General features: G+C 45.6%; 20 protein-coding genes. 15 read left to right on the top strand and 5 right to left on the bottom strand.

Going from position 1 to position 16,030, the window contains the following annotated elements; genetic code table 11:
- The first annotated feature begins 72 nt into the window (after positions 1 to 72).
- The 12 genes from ACM6JA_RS17455 (at position 73) to ACM6JA_RS17510 (ending at position 10,256) form a co-directional block, all read left to right on the top strand.
- A complete protein-coding gene (locus tag ACM6JA_RS17455) occupies positions 73 to 642 on the top strand; it encodes an FAD-dependent oxidoreductase (RefSeq protein ID WP_414853335.1) in 570 nt (189 codons plus the stop codon).
- Between the two features lie 229 nt (positions 643 to 871).
- Positions 872 to 2,641: a BlaR1 family beta-lactam sensor/signal transducer gene (locus tag ACM6JA_RS17460; RefSeq protein ID WP_414853336.1), complete on the top strand. Its 1,770-nt coding sequence runs from the start codon at positions 872 to 874 to the stop codon at positions 2,639 to 2,641.
- A 42-nt stretch (positions 2,642 to 2,683) separates the two neighbouring features.
- Positions 2,684 to 3,082, top strand: a complete 399-nt coding sequence (blaI, locus tag ACM6JA_RS17465; protein ID WP_414853337.1) for a penicillinase repressor BlaI — start codon at positions 2,684 to 2,686, stop codon at positions 3,080 to 3,082.
- Between the two features lie 233 nt (positions 3,083 to 3,315).
- Complete coding sequence (blaBBI, locus tag ACM6JA_RS17470) at positions 3,316 to 4,233, top strand: BBI family class A beta-lactamase (RefSeq protein WP_414853338.1); 918 nt, start codon at positions 3,316 to 3,318, stop codon at positions 4,231 to 4,233.
- Between the two features lie 24 nt (positions 4,234 to 4,257).
- Positions 4,258 to 4,941: an FHA domain-containing protein gene (locus ACM6JA_RS17475; RefSeq protein WP_414853339.1), complete on the top strand. Its 684-nt coding sequence runs from the start codon at positions 4,258 to 4,260 to the stop codon at positions 4,939 to 4,941.
- 16 nt (positions 4,942 to 4,957) lie between these two features.
- Complete coding sequence (gene bla, locus ACM6JA_RS17480; protein ID WP_414853340.1) at positions 4,958 to 5,524, top strand: subclass B1 metallo-beta-lactamase; 567 nt, start codon at positions 4,958 to 4,960, stop codon at positions 5,522 to 5,524.
- A gap of 260 nt (positions 5,525 to 5,784) precedes the next feature.
- Positions 5,785 to 6,438: a hypothetical protein gene (locus ACM6JA_RS17485; protein ID WP_414853341.1), complete on the top strand. Its 654-nt coding sequence runs from the start codon at positions 5,785 to 5,787 to the stop codon at positions 6,436 to 6,438.
- Between the two features lie 111 nt (positions 6,439 to 6,549).
- Positions 6,550 to 8,073 carry an MDR family MFS transporter gene (locus ACM6JA_RS17490; protein ID WP_414853342.1) on the top strand — a complete coding sequence of 508 codons (1,524 nt, stop codon included), beginning with the start codon at positions 6,550 to 6,552 and terminating at the stop codon, positions 8,071 to 8,073.
- Positions 8,074 to 8,085: 12 nt separating this feature from the next.
- Complete coding sequence (locus ACM6JA_RS17495; RefSeq protein WP_414853343.1) at positions 8,086 to 8,613, top strand: PadR family transcriptional regulator; 528 nt, start codon at positions 8,086 to 8,088, stop codon at positions 8,611 to 8,613.
- 96 nt (positions 8,614 to 8,709) lie between these two features.
- The gene (locus tag ACM6JA_RS17500; protein WP_007715976.1) at positions 8,710 to 9,000 is read left to right on the top strand and encodes a DUF3817 domain-containing protein; all 291 of its coding nucleotides are present in this window, start codon (positions 8,710 to 8,712) and stop codon (positions 8,998 to 9,000) included.
- A 95-nt stretch (positions 9,001 to 9,095) separates the two neighbouring features.
- The gene (locus ACM6JA_RS17505) at positions 9,096 to 9,293 is read left to right on the top strand and encodes a hypothetical protein (RefSeq protein WP_007715974.1); all 198 of its coding nucleotides are present in this window, start codon (positions 9,096 to 9,098) and stop codon (positions 9,291 to 9,293) included.
- Positions 9,294 to 9,329: 36 nt separating this feature from the next.
- On the top strand, positions 9,330 to 10,256 hold the full coding sequence (locus ACM6JA_RS17510) for an ADP-ribosylglycohydrolase family protein (RefSeq protein ID WP_414853344.1): 927 nt from the start codon (positions 9,330 to 9,332) through the stop codon (positions 10,254 to 10,256).
- Positions 10,257 to 10,274: 18 nt separating this feature from the next.
- Here the strand turns inward: ACM6JA_RS17510 and ACM6JA_RS17515 are convergent, their stop codons facing one another.
- The 3 genes from ACM6JA_RS17515 to ACM6JA_RS17525 all read right to left on the bottom strand — a co-directional run bounded on the left by ACM6JA_RS17515 (position 10,275) and on the right by ACM6JA_RS17525 (position 11,749).
- Positions 10,275 to 10,691, bottom strand: coding sequence for a DUF2243 domain-containing protein (locus ACM6JA_RS17515; RefSeq protein WP_414853345.1), 417 nt, complete (start codon positions 10,689 to 10,691; stop codon positions 10,275 to 10,277).
- 72 nt (positions 10,692 to 10,763) lie between these two features.
- Positions 10,764 to 11,282 (bottom strand): DUF3231 family protein, encoded by a 519-nt coding sequence (locus ACM6JA_RS17520; RefSeq protein ID WP_414853687.1) that lies wholly within the window; start codon positions 11,280 to 11,282, stop codon positions 10,764 to 10,766.
- Positions 11,283 to 11,392: 110 nt separating this feature from the next.
- The gene (locus ACM6JA_RS17525) at positions 11,393 to 11,749 is read right to left on the bottom strand and encodes a DUF2512 family protein (protein ID WP_414853346.1); all 357 of its coding nucleotides are present in this window, start codon (positions 11,747 to 11,749) and stop codon (positions 11,393 to 11,395) included.
- A gap of 273 nt (positions 11,750 to 12,022) precedes the next feature.
- On the opposite strand from ACM6JA_RS17525, the gene ACM6JA_RS17530 reads away from it, so the two are divergent.
- Positions 12,023 to 12,541: a DUF2179 domain-containing protein gene (locus tag ACM6JA_RS17530; protein ID WP_007715966.1), complete on the top strand. Its 519-nt coding sequence runs from the start codon at positions 12,023 to 12,025 to the stop codon at positions 12,539 to 12,541.
- A gap of 78 nt (positions 12,542 to 12,619) precedes the next feature.
- On the opposite strand, the gene ACM6JA_RS17535 is transcribed toward ACM6JA_RS17530, so the two are convergent.
- Positions 12,620 to 13,606, bottom strand: coding sequence for a hypothetical protein (locus ACM6JA_RS17535; protein WP_414853347.1), 987 nt, complete (start codon positions 13,604 to 13,606; stop codon positions 12,620 to 12,622).
- Positions 13,596 to 14,174 carry a sigma-70 family RNA polymerase sigma factor gene (locus ACM6JA_RS17540; protein WP_414853348.1) on the bottom strand — a complete coding sequence of 193 codons (579 nt, stop codon included), beginning with the start codon at positions 14,172 to 14,174 and terminating at the stop codon, positions 13,596 to 13,598. The genes ACM6JA_RS17535 and ACM6JA_RS17540 overlap by 11 nt, the downstream gene beginning before the upstream one ends.
- 188 nt (positions 14,175 to 14,362) lie before the next feature.
- Here ACM6JA_RS17540 and ACM6JA_RS17545 point away from each other — a divergent pair, with 188 nt between their 5' ends.
- Positions 14,363 to 15,091 carry an amino acid ABC transporter ATP-binding protein gene (locus ACM6JA_RS17545; protein ID WP_414853349.1) on the top strand — a complete coding sequence of 243 codons (729 nt, stop codon included), beginning with the start codon at positions 14,363 to 14,365 and terminating at the stop codon, positions 15,089 to 15,091.
- 33 nt (positions 15,092 to 15,124) lie between these two features.
- Positions 15,125 to 15,976 carry a transporter substrate-binding domain-containing protein gene (locus ACM6JA_RS17550; RefSeq protein ID WP_414853350.1) on the top strand — a complete coding sequence of 284 codons (852 nt, stop codon included), beginning with the start codon at positions 15,125 to 15,127 and terminating at the stop codon, positions 15,974 to 15,976.
- Positions 15,977 to 16,030 lie beyond the last annotated feature (54 nt).

Raw genomic sequence — 16,030 nt, forward strand, 5'->3', positions numbered from 1 at the left:
AGATATTGTCTTATTTATCATACATAGTATATAATTATGTTACGAAAGTTATTTTGGAAGGGAGAGATTTCTTTGTTTGATATCGTAATTATTGGAGCAGGCCCGGCAGGAGGAAGTGCAGCGTTGTTTGCTGCAAAAGCAGGTAAGAAGACGTTGCTGATTGATAATGACAAAAGCATGACCAAGCGCGCGTGGATGGAAAATCACTACGGCATCATGGAAATCTCAGGTCCAGACCTCATTGAGATCGGTAAAAAGCAAGCAGCGAAATTCGGTGCGGAGCTGGTAGCCGACCAAGTAAGCAGCATTACCAAAACAGAGCAAGGCTTACTCGTAGAGACAGCGGAAAAAGGCAGCTTCGAGGCAAGGCATGTGATTCTTGCAACTGGAGCGCTCGTGACTTTGGCAGAAGCGATTGGGGTAAAAACTAAAGAAGGTACAGAGCCACGGATCAAAACTGTTGTCGATGTCGATGCACAAGGGAAGACGAACATCGAAGGAATTTGGGCAGCAGGTACGTGCGCGGGAGTAAGCGTACATACGATCATTACATCTGGTGATGGTGCCAAGGTTGCAATCAATGTCATCAGTGAACTGAATGGCGAGCGTTACGTCGATCACGATGTTTTGAAAACAAACTAAATCAGGTTTGAAACACCTTCTTACCATTTTCGAGAAGGTGTTTTCTTTTTTCTTCCAATCGACGATAGCTTGTATCGTGATCTCGTTTTTGACATAATGAAGCTAATTGTGCTCAGCGAAGAGAAGGATCCTGTCAAGTTGAAGAGCGTTCTGTTGCTCTGGAGAATTGATGCGGATTCTATTTTTATCTAGATGGTCCTATGTAAGAAGGGGGGGGGAGACAGGTAGCATGTTCATCAATCATGTGGTGATAAGCTTGATCGTTTCTTCCTGCACGATCGCACTTATTTTCTTGATTCGAAAAGTATTTCGCTCCCAGTTGTCGGCTAGATGGCAGTACAATTTGTGGTTTCTCTTGCTGGTCGCTTTGACGCCAGCTTTTATCCCGAATTACTTTTTTGATTTTGGAAATCTATTTGCTTCAGGGATGAATCAGCGCAATGAAGCCAGCAGCTCGATGCTCGCTGCGCAAGCTCCTGTGTTTGAAAATGCGAATTGGGTAAAGGATTTAACGTTGTCCGTAAGTCGCTATACATCGGACTCCTTTCCTACGATTTTCGTCAGCATATGGGTAGTCGGCATGATCGTTTGTGCTTCGATCACGTTATCAGCCTGGTTAAAAATCCAGCAGATCAAGCGGACAGCATCTGTGATCACCAATCAAGAAATCATCGATATATTTGAACAATGCAAAAAGGATGTAAAAATAAATCGGCACATCGTGTTGGCAGAATCCAAGCAGGTCAAATCTCCGATGACGTTTGGCGTTTTTACGACGTATGTTGTCCTTCCCAGTCACTTTGACGAATGGCTGTCAAACAGGGAAATGAAGTATATCTTTTTGCATGAACTCATGCACCAAAAAAACCATGATATCGTCATGAACTATGTGACCGTCGTGTATCAGCTTTTGTATTGGTTCCATCCATTGGTTTGGCTGGCTTTTCGGGAAATGAGAGTAGACCGTGAAATTGCTTGTGATGTAGCTGTATTGAACTTTTTAGATAAGCGAAATTATCTGGAATATGGTCATACCATCATTAAGTTTTTGGATAAAGAAAGTCGAGCCGAAAATGTCGTTTTGGCGAATCAGTTAAACGGTTCCAAGAAGGCCGTTAAAAAACGAATCGAGAAAATCGCTTCCCACAAGGCAGAATCAAAGCTGTTGCAGTTGAAAAGTACAGTCATTTTTTCCATGATGGGCGTCTTGGTTGTCAGTCAGGTTCTTGTTGGTTCCGCTTTAGCCGACGATCGCAGCCGCTATCATTTTCAACATGATCGAACGATTTACGAGGATTTAGACAACTATTTCCGTGGCTTTGAAGGTAGTTTTGTCTTATATGATTTGAAAGCCGACCAGTATCGGATTTACAACGAGGCAGCAAGTACACAACGAGTTTCACCGAACTCCACCTACAAGATTTTTCTCTCCTTGTTTGGTTTGGAGGCCGATGTGATTTCGAGCGAAGATTCCCTGTTAAAATGGGATGGAATCCACTATCCATATGAGCAGTGGAACCGGGACCAAGATCTATTTACAGCGATGCGAAACTCCACGACCTGGTATTTTAAAGAGATGGATAAGAGTATCACTCCGGATACGTTGCAAGCTTTTCTGGAACAATTGAACTACGGGAATTACAATACATCTGGTGGAATCGGCGAATATTGGATAGAATCTTCCTTGAAGATTTCTCCGGTGGAGCAGGTACAATTATTAAAAGCGTTCTATACGAACCAGTTTGGCTTTCAAGAAAATAATATCCAGACGGTGAAAGACTCCATCCGGTTATCGGAAAAGGCGGGTTCGATTCTTTCCGGGAAAACAGGTACGGGCACCGTCAATCAAAAAGATGTGAACGGTTGGTTTGTCGGATATGTAGAGAACGAGGAAGGCACCTACTTCTTTGCTACAAATATACAAAACGAAGATGACGCGAATGGACCTGCAGCAGCAGAAATCACCTTGTCTATTTTGAAAGCGAAAGGTCTCTACTAGCCTTTGTTCTTTCAGTCATGATTATCGAAAGGGGGAGACTTCATGTCTACATCCATGCCAAGTATTTCAGAAGCGGAATGGCGAGTGATGAATGTGCTATGGGAAAGGTCACCGCTGACGGCCAACGAAATTATTTCCTCCTTGGAAGGTCAAACGGATTGGAACCCAAAAACAGTACGTACTCTTTTGAATCGTTTGGTTCAAAAAAATGCCGTTGGAGTCAATCAAAACCAAAGAGTCTATTCGTTTTATCCGTTGTACTCGCAAAATGAATGCCAGCAGGCCGAGGCACAGTCCTTTCTGGAGCGGATTTATAGCGGAGCTCTAAAAGCGATGCTGGTTCAGTTCATCCAGAAGGAATCTTTATCGGACGAGGAGATTCAGGAGTTGCGTTCCATATTGGATGCGAAACAAGCATCGACTGATCATCCTAAAAAATAAAGCACGCCCTTTCAAGCTGACTTGGAAAAACCATTTACGGTTATCCAGTTTTCTTGAAAGGGCTTCTTTTTTTCAAGAAAGGATGGATGTAGCTCTTTTCCTTGCATAAAAGGAGATTGACACTGGTGGATTACGCGTGTAATATTATCGTGAAATCAGTTGATTACAAACGTAATACGATATTACTAATGTAATCCATAGTTGTTATCTTCTTAGAAAGAGGTTTGTCGTCCATGAAAATTCACCATTCTAAACTGATCGGATTCACAGTGAAAACGATTTTTCTCACGCTTCTCACGCTCACTGGTTGCTCTTCTCCAGAAGCACCTGTCGTAAAAACGGAAACGCCAGCATCTGCAATGGATCTAAAGTTCGCTGCGCTGGAAAAGAAGTTTGATGCGAGGCTCGGCGTATATGCGATCGACACCGAAACAGATTTGGCAATTGCTTATCGCGAAGATGAACGATTCGCTTTTGCCTCTACGTACAAGGCTTTAGCCGCAGGTGCAGTCTTGCATCAGAAACCGTTGGAAGAGCTAGACAAAGTCATCACCTACACCAAGGACGATCTCGTTACTTATTCACCCATCACAGAAAAACACGTAGCGACCGGGATGACTCTTCGCGAGGTTGCAGACGCCGCGGTTCGTTATAGTGACAACACGGCGGGAAATCTGTTGTTCAAAGAATTGGGTGGACCTAAAGGCTTTGAATCAGCTCTGAAACAGATTGGTGATAGTGTTACGACATCCGAGCGCTATGAGACGGAATTGAATGAGGCTAAACCAGAAGATGTTCGTGATACAAGCACACCGAAAGCACTTGCAACGAGCCTAAGAGCCTATACGATAGGGGATGTACTGTCGTCTGACAAGCAGACGATTCTTATCGAGTGGCTGCAAGGCAACACGACGGGAGACAAGCTGATTCGGGCGGGCGTCCCCAAAGACTGGAAGGTCGGAGATAAGACGGGAGCCGCAAGCTACGGAACGCGAAACGATATAGGTATCATATGGCCGCCGAATAAAAAGCCCATTGTCATTGCAGTGCTGTCTAGCAGAGATAAGCAGGACGCCACTTATGATGATGCGCTCATTGCCGAAGCTACCAAGGTTGCTGTTGACGCACTGACGGCTGCAAAACCGTCATAGATCAACAAGCGAGGTGATCACCAGATGATAGACAACGGTGCATACTTACTCGTAAAAAAAGGGGACCTCAACCAATTTGCCACGCGCAAATATCTCACCAAGGATCGCTGTACAATTGGGCGGAAGGGGACAAGCTTTCAACTGGACATTACATTTAATAGTCCGTACATTTCGAGAATGCATGCAGCCTTTCAAAGGATCGGGAACGATTACAAGATTATCGATCTGGAAAGCAAGCATGGCACAGAGGTAAACGGGACGCCCCTTCATTATTCCTCTCACATTCTTCGTCACGGGGATCAAATAAGCTTGTCAAAAGGGGTAGCAGAGCTCGTCTTTTTACGAGAGGTCAATAGATTGGATGATACGGTGGAGCTCCCTTTCACGCAACCAAAGAACGCGTCGCCTTTGCCAGGTTTGGAGTTTCATTTGGAGAGAAGAGAAGTTCGTCTCGACGGGACTAGACTGCATTTGACCGGAAAAGATATGGATTTGCTGAAGCTTCTCTACCAAAAGGCGAACCAGGCCGTTAGTTTTGAAGAAATTATGCTGACAGTTTGGCCAGAGCGAATGCTGCATGAGGGCAATGTCCCAGATGTCGGACGAGTGGAAGTCAATGCGCTCGTCTATCGATTAAGGAAAAAGCTTCGGTGCTTCGGGCAGCAAATCACGACGATTCCGCGATATGGATATCGCTTAGATGTTTAAAACAGGGAAAAGCATTGTGTTAACAAAATTAAATGACAAAGTATGGTTACATACATCCTATAATGAATGGAATGGCACAACCTATGACCACAATGGCTTAATCGTTTCTACGTCCAAAGGAGTCGTCCTGATTGATACAGCATGGGGGGACACCCAAAAAACGGAAGAGCTATTACAGATGATCAAGAAGCATTGGAAGAAAGACGTTGTTCTGGCGCTGATTACACATGCACATGATGACAGCATTTCAGGTATCCGTGCGTTACTCCATCAAAAAATAGATGTACGCAGTACACGTTTGACGGCAAAATTAGCGAAAGAATATGGATATCCTTCGCCCAATCCGACACTTGATGAAAAGCCAGTTATAAAGGTAGGCGACACCATCTTGGAAGCCTATTATCCTGGGGAAGGGCATTCGAGTGATAACATTACCGTTTGGCTTCCCCAATCCAAAATATTATTCGGTGGATGCTTCGTCAAATCATTAGATGCTAAGGACCTCGGAAATCTTTCAGATGCCAATGTAGAACAATGGGATGACTCCGTTCAGAAGGTAATCGAAAAATATCCACAGGTCTAAACCGTTGTACCTGGACATGGAAACACGGGAGGCAAAAACTTGCTTGATCACACCATTGAGCTAATCAAACAACATTCTCAGAAGCAAGAAGCTGCCTTGAAATGAATCTCCTTCAAAACAAACTCCTTCTCAAGACCAACATGAGAAGGAGTTTGTTTATGTAAGGTGTTTTCTTTTTTCTTCCAATCGTCTAAACTTTTGATATAGGCCAGAAGTCATTGCTCTATTACCATAATCATTCAGTCATAGGAGTCCTTATTATGAAAAAAATCGTAGGTATTTCCTTGATGGTCGCTTTACTAGGCTTCAATGCCTATTTGTGGCCGACACTGATTCACGCAGTAAAAACAGATGGACGAACGGATACAAAAACAGCATTTGTCTCGCAAAAAGCAGGTACTGCAATGCCCGCTATGGATTTGGCCAATCAAGGTCCGCGCAACGCAAATGTTTCGGCCTATCCGGTTGAAAAGCCTGTGGCAGTGTCAGCACCTGTACAAGCGTCAGCGCAGAAACAAAGCGAAGTCAAACCAAAAGCAAAAGCGGTAGCAGCTGCTAAAACGAACACACCGAAGAAGAAAACACAAAAGACGAAAACCGCGACAAAATCAGTCAAGAAACAGACGGCACGTCCTCCGGTAAATAAGGTGCCAACGTATCCGGCCTGGGACGATAACGGCCTCTACGTCGTAGACGAGGGAGGACCAGGAAGTAGTTGGGTGAGGCTGTCGGATGGTTCTTTGCTGCGTAAGAGCGACGGGACACGGACATTTAACATGCCCTATGATAAGAATCCATTCACTGGAGAGATTAAGCCGACAGTGGAGCCGATGTCAGAAGCGGCGTTTAAAATGTGGAAGGGCAATCAAGCCCAGCAGCCATCGCCATTCAGCCCGTCACCGTTCGGGCGATAATAGATTGCGAAAAATTGCTCCGCGAAAAGGAGCAGTTTTTTTCGATAAGTAGTCAAATTTGAATATAATAACGTATAGTACTTTGATTTGACCACTCAGGAGGGTGAAGCAATGATTGCAAGAGAAAGTAAAGTGAATAGGGTAGTAGCGGGGCTGCTGCTTGGTCTCCTGATGGCTTCCATGGACAATACCATTGTTGCGACGGCGATGGGGACGATTGTCGGTGAGATGGGCGGCATGGATAAGTTTGTTTGGGTGACATCAGCGTACATGGTCGCTACGATGGCGGGGATGCCGATCTTCGGTAAACTCTCGGATATGTATGGGCGAAAACGTTTTTACATATTTGGTCTCATCGTATTTTTGTTAGGGTCCATTTTATGCGGGACGGCAAACAGCATCGTTGAGTTGAGTATTTATCGGGCGATTCAAGGGATTGGCGGCGGAGCGCTGATGCCGATTGCCTTCACGATTATTTTTGACGTATTCCCGCCGGAGAAGCGTGGAAAGATGACGGGACTTTTCGGAGCTGTATTCGGTACATCCAGCGTATTTGGACCTTTGCTGGGTGCGTATATTACCGAATATGTCAGCTGGCATTGGATCTTTTACATCAATGTACCGATTGGTGCTGTGTCCCTCTGGTTGATCTCGATGTATTACAAGGAGTCTCTGGAATACCGCAAGCAGAGCATTGACTGGTGGGGAGCGATTACGCTGGTGGGTGCTGTAGTGAGTCTGATGTTTGCACTGGAGCTGGGCGGCAATCAATACGCATGGGATTCGATACAGATTATTGGATTGTTCTCTTCCTTTTTCTTGTTGTTTGTGATTTTTCTATTTGTCGAGAAGCGGGCATCTGATCCAATTATTTCGTTCTCCATGTTCAAGAAGCGGTTATTTGCCACGACAAATGCGATTGCACTGTTGTATGGAGCTGCTTTCATTATCGCTACGGTGTACCTGCCGATTTTTATCCAAGGGGTATATGGCGGGTCAGCGACGAATGCCGGATTGTTGTTGACACCGATGATGCTCGGTTCGGTTGCTGGTAGCCAGCTAGGCGGATTTTTGACGACGAAGACCAGCTTCCGCAATATTATGCTTCTGTCCGCAGTCTTTTTCATACCAGGTATTTTCCTATTGAGTACACTGACGCCTGATATTCCTCGTTCGATCGTTACGCTTTATATGGTGATTGCAGGGTTTGGTGTGGGCTTCTCTTTCTCCACCTTGGGAATTTCTGCGATTCATGGCTTTGATATGCGTCAAAGAGGATCGGCAAGTTCGACGAACTCTTTTTCCCGTTCATTGGGGATGACATTGGGAATCACCGTGTTTGGTATCTTGCAACGTAATTCGTTTGAAAACGGCATGTTCTCAGCCTTCGGGGGTCAAGGGATGACGAATGCCATTACAGACCCACGAGCGATTTTGACACCAGAAGCGCGCGAAGCCATTCCGGCTCCTGTTTTGGATCAAATGATCGATATTCTCGCTTCTTCGATTGCGAATACGTTTATGTGGGCGCTCATTCCTGCTGTTCTTGCTCTCGTGTGCATTTTACTGATGGGAAATGATCGGGCGCTGGGGAAATCGCCTTCCGCACCGAAACCGGAACCGGAACGCGGGTAGAGGAGAATCGTCATGAGTCTAAAATTGCTTGTTCTGGGATTACTGATGGAAGGGGAGAAGCATCCCTATGAGGTTCAGCAGCAGGTGAAGGCCAGGGGAATGGATTGCTACATGAAATATGCCAAAGGCTCCCTCTACTATGCCTTCGACCAACTGGAAAAGAGCGGGATGATTGAGGTCAAAGAAGTCATTCGTGAGACGAGCCGCCCAGATAGGACGATGTATGGGATCACGCAAAAAGGCGAAGAGCAATTTCAACAGCTTCTCTTGGAAGAACTGCAAAAACCAATGCAGCTGACCAATCCGATCTACGCTGCTCTTACTTTTGCTTCGTACGGTGATTCACGGAAAATGGATGAGGCGCTTGAAGTTAACATTCAGGAGGTAAGACGGTTAGCTGGATTATTGGAATCGATCCAGGAGGAAAAAAGAGAGAGGCTTAGCTGGGGAGCACGAACGATTCTGATCGGTGCCATTGAGCATTTGCACGCAGAGATGCGCTGGATGGAACGCATCCGAGAAGAAGCTTGGGGCCGTTGATTTTGTATATATTATGAACATTGGACTATTTTCATCATTATGATAGTTTTTCGTTTATAATAGTGGTAATTTCAAAGGCAAGGATGGTACCCGCACATGATGAATTCTGCCCTCGGACGTTTCCGTCTCATCGGCCTGATCGAAGGTATCTCGTATTTGGTGCTTCTCGGGATTGCTATGCCGCTCAAGTATTTTTGGGATTATCCAGCCGCAGTAAAAATTGCCGGCTCGCTTCATGGATTGTTTTTTGTCCTGTATATTTTGGCGTTGGCACATGTTACAATGACCAATAAGTGGTCCTTTTTGAAAGTGATCGGGGCATTTATCGCTTCATTACTGCCATTCGGCAACTTTGTTCTGGATGCACGCCTGAAAAAAGAGCAGTAAGTATACACATTACAAATTACGTAAGGCACTAGAAGGCGGGTCATTGTACCCGTCTTTCGTACATATTCAAAAGAGAAAAAATGGAGGGGATCTGTGTGGAGACCAGAATTTTAGCAGGAATTCTTTTGTGGGACGAAGAGGAACAGTACTTTCTTGAAACCGTGATGGAGGACCGTTACAAGCTGGTTTTGCCGCAGATTATCACGCTTGCGAGCACAGAAGAAAAGGTAGCGACGGATGAATTGAACGAGCAATATGTCGGTCAAAATGTGATTGCCAGATGCTTTGTTTGATGTGAACTGATAATTCCGAAAAAGGTGTGGATAGGTGTGGAACTGCGTGACCGCTATGCTGGAAGTTTACTAGGGTTGGCCGTTGGAGATGCACTCGGCACTACTTTAGAATTTCGTAAACCGGGTACCTTCGAGCCGCTTACAGAAATGGTCGGGGAAGGGCCTTTCGATTTAAAGCCAGGAGAATGGACGGATGATACATCGATGGCGCTGTGCCTGGCTGAGAGCTTGATTACGAAAAATGGATTCGATCCAGTTGATCAGATGAACCGATACGTAGCCTGGTTTCGAACGGGGTATATGAGCTGCAAGGATCATTGCTTCGATATCGGGAACATCACCAAAGAAGCGCTGTGGCGCTTTGAGCAAACGAAAAATCCGTTCAGCGGATCGGATCATCCGATGTCGGCAGGGAATGGCTCCATTATGAGGCTAGCGCCTGTCGCGCTCTATTATGCCAATCAACCGGCGCTCGCTATTGAATATTGTGCGCAAAGTTCTCGAACCACTCACGCGACGGCAAAGGCAGTAGACGGCTGTCGTTTTTTCGGGGCATTGCTGCTGGGGGCTCTACAGGGTATTTCTAAAGAGGAGTTGCTTGCTGATTCGTTCTCTCCTGTAGCCGATCTATGGGAAAAGCAACCGCTTGATCCTGATATCGCCCGTGTCGCGAATGGCTCCTACAAAGAGAAAACTAGAAAAGAGATCAAAGGATCGGGATATGTCGTCGATTCGCTTGAAGCGGCGCTTTGGGCTTTTTATTCCAGTAGTTCTTTTGAAGAAGGCCTGTTCCTAGCGGTAAATCTCGGTGATGATGCGGATACGACGGGAGCTGTCTACGGTCAATTGGCAGGTGCTTATTACGGAGTAGAAGGCTTGCCTCAACGGATGCTTGCGCTGTTGGCCAAGCGGGAATTGATGGAGGAGTTCGCGCAGAAATTGTACGAGCACGCTACCCGTTAACCGACAGAATGGGATGGCTTATTTGGATTTTGTTCGCCTATACAGTAGCCATCCGATGCCAATCAGCACAAGTGCGAATATATCATAATATATATCGTATAAGAATTGAGACGGGCCCGGCTTGACGTGATGAATTTGCAGGAAATGGTGATTCACGATTCCTTCCATCAAGTTAAATGTACCAGCTCCGAGGAAAAAACTACTCCAGAAATAATACGCAGTCCCTACAGGGTTGCTTTTCCACAGAAGAATACCCGAAATGAATATGATGACCGTCACGAATAAATGGAAAAAACCATCACTCATGATTTGATGGTGTCGATCTCCATACATGTCTACACTATGCCACTGCAAAATTTGGTGAAAGATAATGCCATCCAGCATGCCAATAATGCCTACTCCAAAAAGAAAGGCACCGATCATTGTTTTTTTCAATCGCGTATCCCCCAGTCCAAAAAAGGTGAAAAACGATAAGCACTACCAAACAGGTAGTGCTTATCACCAAGATTAGGCATGTACAAGTTCTGGCGCTTGCACATGAAGGGGCGGCGGAATTAACCAGCCTTTTTCTTTTAAAATGCGGAGCAATCTGAGACCAAATTGGGCTTTTGCAACATGGTACTGACCAAAAAGCATTCCGATATCTTCTCGAATAGATTGAGCCATTATTTGACTGCAAGTAACCATACCGGCTGCAATGTCTCTTGAAATACCGGCAGCGATTTCAGGGTCGCTGATACGAGCACCCGCAGGAATGCTCTCCAAATTAGCTACAGGGCGTTCTGGCGGTGCAGGAGGTAATCCAATGCCATTTACTTTGAGCAATTCATCCAGTTGTTCCACTTCTTGCTTCATGCTTCGCGTAATGTCTTCGAGGAAGCTTTTCAGATCATGATCCCCAGTATGATTGAGCGCTGTTTGATAAGCAGCAATCAATCCCTTTGTCGTTGCAAGATACATCCATACTCCAAAAACCTCGCCATAATGCATCGGTTCATTCTGAGGATTGCCTGATAAAATACCCATTAACGTCCTCCCAGTACTCAGTAGAGTTTTGATATCCATTCGGGTTCTCCTAACTTTGTGATGTAACCCAAAGATATGGTTAACGAGGGGGACGGGATATATCCCGTGAATTATTTTCCAGGTTCTTTCTTGATACGATTATTGTCGTATATTCCCAAAAAGCGATGGTACGCAAGTTCTGCCACGCCTAAAAGGGCTACCGTAATCATTAACTCGCCAAAACTTAGTGGCCAATCAAGCCATTTGGCAACTGCCCATAAATAAATAGCAGCGATCACTGCATCTGCAATCGTGGCCGTAACATTATTGGTAGCTCGTAATATCAATTGATCGCCAATCAGATATGCGATGACGGTCAAACCGAGTGCCGTTAAAATAGCGGATGTCCAGGACGCATTTGCAAACCACCATAAACAAGTGACAACAATAATGCCGTTAACAGCAGTCTTGATTAAAAATCGAGTCATTTTTTACTCTCCTCTACTTACAGTCTGAAACAAAGAGATTTTCAGCCAGCTTTTCTATACAAAAATAAATGTTCTCGATGCTTACTGTTTTACAAAACAACAAGGTTTATGCGGATGCTGCTTGGCCCCTATCATAGAAAGGGGGGGGGAATTTATAGAAAAAAAATCTTTGATAGCCGAATTTTACCGCTTTTATAAAAATACCTTCAATTATATGATTATCACGATTGCAAAATCATCATGGTACCCGGTCTGGGTGGGGGTAGGAGAGCAATGGGCTTGGCGTTTGTTTTGATCATCATCGGGATCAACATTTTGTACGTTTCGTTTTTTACGCTGCGACTGCTGATGGTGATCAAGGGATATCGGGTGTTGGCATCCCTATTGGCGATGGTGGAGGTATTCGTGTATTTGAAAGGGTTGGAGATTGTTCTGGACAACCTGGACAATCCGATCAATCTCGCAGCCTACTGTATCGGTTGGGGAATGGGTGTATTCATCGGCAGCAAGATCGAGGAGTATTTGGCCCTGGGCTATGTCACGCTGCAAGTCGTTGTGGATTCCGTTGACTTGGAGGTTCCTGTGAAGCTGCGTGAACACGGCTTTGGCGTTACTTCCTGGGTAGCAGAGGGGCGCGATGGACATCGTCTCATGATGCAAGTGTTGACGAAGCGCAGCAACGAGAAAAAACTGTGGAACCTCATTCATGAGATTGCGCCAAAAGCATTCGTGATCTCTTTTGAGCCGAAGCATTTGAAGGGCGGCTTCTGGGTGAACCGCCTGCGGGGATAATCCCTTGTGATGAAAACAAAAAAGCAGCCAGTCCTCTTTTGCAGATACAAAGCAAGAGAGGGCTGGCTTTTCGCATTGTTATTGCTGGCTTGCTTTTGCAGCCTGGAGCAGCATTTCTTTGGAAACTGTTGGCGAATCGGAAGCTACCCGATACATAATCGGTTGCTCTCCATCTTGATCCAACCAGGACAGCTCTTGATACTGACCGGATTCGCTAAACAAGAACTGGTCGTTTTTCGTGTAATGCGCTTTTTTTCCGCTGACAGTTACTGTGTCGTATTTCGTTGTTTCTGGCGTTCTCAATTGTACATCTAGCTGTTCTTTCGGGAATTTCTCTACCGTGACAAAGATGCGTTCTTTTTGCTCGTTCTCATACAGGCTCGTATAGGCTTCAATTGGAGATGTTGCTTGTGGAACGACTTTCCATACGACACTTTTTCCTGTTTCCTTGCTTTCTTCTTGAAGCTCATGCAGCCACTGCTGTCCTTCTTGACCCATCATGACACCGTAGGGGGTACCTTGTTTGCCCTCAAGGAACGAAAAGCTGTCAGGAAGCTGTTGCGGCAAGGCAGATGAGAGAGAAGCTTCTTCACTGAGGACGGCAGTCCATGCTTTCCAATCTTTCACCACATCTGGCTTTTCTATGCCGATCATGGGGTTTTGTTGAAAGAGAGGGTGTTTCTCTTTTTCCAGCGCTGCGAAATAGACGAGGGCGGTCTCGCCTGTTGCCAATTTGTTCTCTACGTTTGCCAATTCCAGTCGTATTTCCTCAGGCGTGATTTGCGTCAATGTAAAATCCTTAAGCGCTTGAACTTCCATACGGACAGAGCCTTCATCAATTTTGTACAACAAGCTGTGTGTCGCATAACCAAAACCAGTGAGCAGGGCGAACGCTGCTGCAACATGTACCAGCTTTGGACGAAAGCGCATCCCTTTGTGTAAACGCCATTTGCCAGCTAACTTATTTTTGACTATTTGTTCGATTTTGCTGTCCAGTACTGGATCAATGTGGAGCTTCCCTGCTACCTGTGCATACTCTTTTCTCAACTTTTCCTCAATGAACATGAAAAGATGCCTCCTCACGATTAATTCGATGCTCAAAATGCTCTCTCAACTTTTTCATTGCCAAGTGATGTCTCGATTTCACCGTTCCGAGCGGGATGTGGAGAATCGCGGAAATTTCCTCCAAGGAACAGTTTTGATAGTAACGCAGTACGACGATTTCCTTGAGCTTGAAGGATAATTTCTCTACGGCGGGAATGACCTCCAGCTCATCACTGATCGCCCCCAGCTTATCCTCCATCCCTGCAACAGGTGCTTCATAGCCTTTTTCCTTTACCCGCTCCAGCAGGCGGAATCTTCGCCAAATACTTCGATTCCAGTTGCGAACCTGCCGCACAATCAATCCGTTGAACCATGGGATAAAGGGCTGCTCCATATCGTACCTGTCGATGCTTCGAATCAACTCCACGTACACTTCACTCATCATGTCGTCTACATCCTGTTTGTGCGGCGCCAGAAAATAGATCAGGTTGTAGGCGTACGTGCGAGTTGCTCGATAGACTTCTTGAAAAGCTTCTTCCTCTCCTTGGCGCATCCGGATGAGCCAAGGCTTTACAATTTCCTCTTTCATAGGCCGGCCTCCATTCAGGTCTTACATGATATATTGGCTCCCATTTGTCTGGTAGGTTCACTTCGTTTTTTTATTGTGTTTTATTAGAAAATTTTAAACAAAAAAACTTTTCTTTGTCTTTTTCAGTAGTTTTGAGTAGTTCGACATTAGTATACAAAATAAGACATAGAGCAAGGGGGGATTTAAGGTTGATCAGTTTTCATCAAGTAAATAAACATTACGGAAGCTTTCACGTCCTCAAGAACATCAACCTGCACATCAACCAGGGAGAAGTCGTCGTGGTCATTGGCCCGTCAGGATCAGGTAAAAGCACGATGGTTCGCTGCATCAACAGATTGGAAACGGTTACAAGCGGAGAACTGGTGGTAGACGGGGTGAAAGTGAACGATAAAAACACCGATATCAACAAGCTGCGTCGGGACATCGGCATGGTGTTCCAGCACTTCAATCTATACCCGCACAAGACCGTATTGCAAAACATCACGCTGGCACCAACCAAGGTACTGGGCGTATCGCAGAAGGAAGCCGAAGAAACGGCACTCTACTATTTGGAAAAGGTAGGGATTCCGGAAAAGGCAGAAATGTTCCCATCGCAACTATCTGGCGGTCAACAGCAACGCGTAGCGATTGCACGCGGACTGGCCATGCGACCAAAAATCATGTTGTTTGACGAACCTACCTCTGCACTTGACCCCGAGACGATCGGCGAAGTTCTCGACGTCATGAAGAAGCTGGCGAAGGAAGGTATGACGATGGTGGTCGTGACGCACGAAATGGGCTTTGCCCGCGAAGTGGCAGATCGCATCGTGTTTATGGATCAGGGAACGATTCTTGAAGATTCTACACCAGAGGAGTTTTTCGCAAGTCCGCGTGAAGAGCGTGCGCGTTTGTTCTTGAGTCGGATTTTGAATCACTAGAAAAATAAAACGATAGAGAAAAGGGGTATTCAGATGAAAGCAAACAAGCTTTGGAAAAAAGTAACAGGGATGGGTCTCGTTCTGATGCTGAGCGCAACTGCGTTGGCAGGCTGTGGTGGGGGTAGTACAACAGAAGGCGGCGCAAAAGGTACACCAGCTGCAGCAGGTACAGGCACATTGGCAAAAATTAAAGAAAGAGACAAATTCGTAGTCGGAGTTAAGTATGACCTGAACTTGTTCGGCTTGAAAGACCCGGCAACCGGAAATGTAGAAGGCTTCGATATTGATATTGCGAAGGCAATTGCGAAGAAAGTACTCGGGGACGAAAACAAAATCGAGCTGAAGGAAGTAACCTCCAAAACGCGTATCCCGATGCTGAAAAACGGAGAAATTGACGCGATCATCGCAACGATGACCATTACAGAAGACCGTAAAAAAGAAGTAGACTTCTCTGACGTATACTTCCTGGCAGGTCAATCTTTCTTGGTGAAAAAGGACACCTCAATCAACGGTCTGAAAGACATGCAAAAAGGCATGAAGATCGTGACCGCAAAAGGTTCTACTTCTGCGAAAAACATCAGAGCAAGTGCTCCTGATGTAGAAGTACTTGAATTCGAAAACTACGCGGAAGCCTTCACAGCACTCAAAGCTGGTCAGGGTGACGCGCTGACAACTGATAACGCTCTTTTGTACGGCATGGCGAAGCAAGATCCGAACTACCGTGTAACAGAAGAGACCTTCACTGAAGAGCCATACGGTATTGCAATCAGCAAGGGTGATGCTGAATTCGTGAAAACCGTGAACGATGTGCTGAAAGAAATGAAAGAAAACGGTGAATACGACAAGATTTATGAAAAATGGATCGGAACAAAACCTAAAAAATAATGCGGTTCGACTCCATCAAGAATGAGCGGTTTACTCTGCCGCTCATTCCCTTAT

This window comes from Brevibacillus sp. IT-7CA2 (genome assembly GCF_949767855.1).
Taxonomy (GTDB): domain Bacteria; phylum Bacillota; class Bacilli; order Brevibacillales; family Brevibacillaceae; genus Brevibacillus.